Genomic DNA, 1,525 nt, shown 5'->3' on the forward strand with positions numbered 1-1,525 from the left:
GGACCAGACCCTTGCGCAACACGCCGCGCACAAAGCCCTCGCCATCAAACATGTCGCCTTGCAGGCGCCCATCCGGCAAACGACGAACCGCATTGCACGCGCCGGCAATCGCGGCCGTGGGCAACACCTCGTCCAGCAAGCCGACCGTCGTGACCTTGTGCGGCATGGTGATGAGCGCGCCGCGGATGTTGGCTAGCCGGAACACCGCGCGCAGAAAGTCCGGGTAGTCCGGCGCCTGGCAAGCCATGGGCACCACGATGGCGTTGACACCAACCTGCTCGAACCACGGGTTGTAGATCATCGGCGCCTTGAAGGCGTGCGTCGGGAAGCCGATGTGGGCAATGATTTCAGTATTGCCATTGATCATTTTCAGGCCGCCTTTGCCGCCGAGACGCTGGAAACAGCGGCGCGCAGCGCCAGCAGGTAGCTGTCCACACCGAATCCGCAAATCTGGCCTTTGGCAATTTCCGCGAACACCGAGACATGGCGGAACGCTTCGCGGGCATGGATATTGGACATGTGCAGCTCGATGATCGGGCAGGTCAGGATGGCCAGTGCATCGCGAATACCGTAGCTGTAATGCGTCCAGGCACCGGCGTTAATCAGCACCGCGTCCACGCCGTCCTGATAGCCCTGATGAATGCGCTCGCACATCTCGCCTTCGCTATTGGTCTGGAAGTACTCCATTTCCGCGCCCAGTTCCTGGGCCAAGGTGCCCAGCCTGGCGTTGATTTCGTCGAGCGTGATGGTGCCGTATTGCTTGGGGTCACGTTTGCCGAACATGTTGAGGTTGATGCCGTTGAGCATGAGAATTTTCATGGTGTTTTTCTTTCAGGTTGATATCAATGGGGGGACAGTTCTACCACTTGTCCGGTCTTGGCGGCTTCGCCTATGGCTTCGGTGATGCGCAGGTTGAGCAGGCCATCGCGCGCACTGACCAGGGGCTGCGCCTCACCGCGCACCACGGCGCCGAAATGTTCTATCTGGTGTGTCAAAGGGTCGTCCCGCACCATACCGACCACGCCGACTTCAAACGCTTTCCACCAGGAACGGTCTTGCGGACGCGGATAGGTTTTGAGGCGCATCGTCGGCACCGACAGGCTGCCGTTGGTGCCGGTGATGACGTAGCAGTCTTCGTCGTCGTAAGTCGGATAGGCCTTGTTTTCCTGCGAGGTTTGCTCCCAGCTGCGCGGACAGGCTGCTGTGTCGGACAGCATGAAGCTGCCCAATGCCCCGCTGGCAAAGCGCAGGTTGATGGCGACCGTATCTTCCACCGCGAAGCCGCGCGTGGCATGGCTGGCGAACGCCTGCACCGCGACGACGTCGCCGCACAACATGCGCAGGTTATGCACCTCGTGAATCATGTTCAGGAGGATCGGGCCACCACCGACTTCGCGCCGCCAGGGTGCATCGGCAAAGTAGGCGTCGGGCTTGAAGAAGGTGGCACTGCCCATGACGGCCACCAGTTTGCCGAGCTTGCCGGAATCGACCACCTCTTTGGCCTTGGCCATGATCGGACTGTGAG

At 60.8% G+C, this 1,525-nt stretch carries 3 protein-coding genes; all 3 read right to left on the reverse strand.

The genetic code is table 11. The features are described 5' to 3' along the window. Positions 1 to 367: shikimate dehydrogenase (locus Q7T06_RS04870; RefSeq protein ID WP_370652342.1), on the reverse strand; the 367-nt coding region annotated here is incomplete at its 3' end. A 2-nt stretch (positions 368 to 369) separates the two neighbouring features. Then, positions 370 to 819 carry a type II 3-dehydroquinate dehydratase gene (gene aroQ / locus Q7T06_RS04875; RefSeq protein ID WP_304781130.1) on the reverse strand — a complete coding sequence of 150 codons (450 nt, stop codon included), beginning with the start codon at positions 817 to 819 and terminating at the stop codon, positions 370 to 372. 23 nt (positions 820 to 842) lie between these two features. After that, a partial coding sequence (locus Q7T06_RS04880) for a Gfo/Idh/MocA family protein (RefSeq protein ID WP_304781133.1) occupies positions 843 to 1,525 on the reverse strand: 683 nt, incomplete at its 5' end.

Source organism: Herminiimonas sp., assembly GCF_030645555.1.
GTDB lineage: Bacteria > Pseudomonadota > Gammaproteobacteria > Burkholderiales > Burkholderiaceae_D > Oxalicibacterium.

Excerpts from the sequence above, each read along its gene's own strand:
- aroQ (WP_304781130.1), bottom strand. The coding sequence starts at position 819 with ATGAAAATTCTCATGCTCAACGGCATCAACCTCAACATGTTCGGCAAA.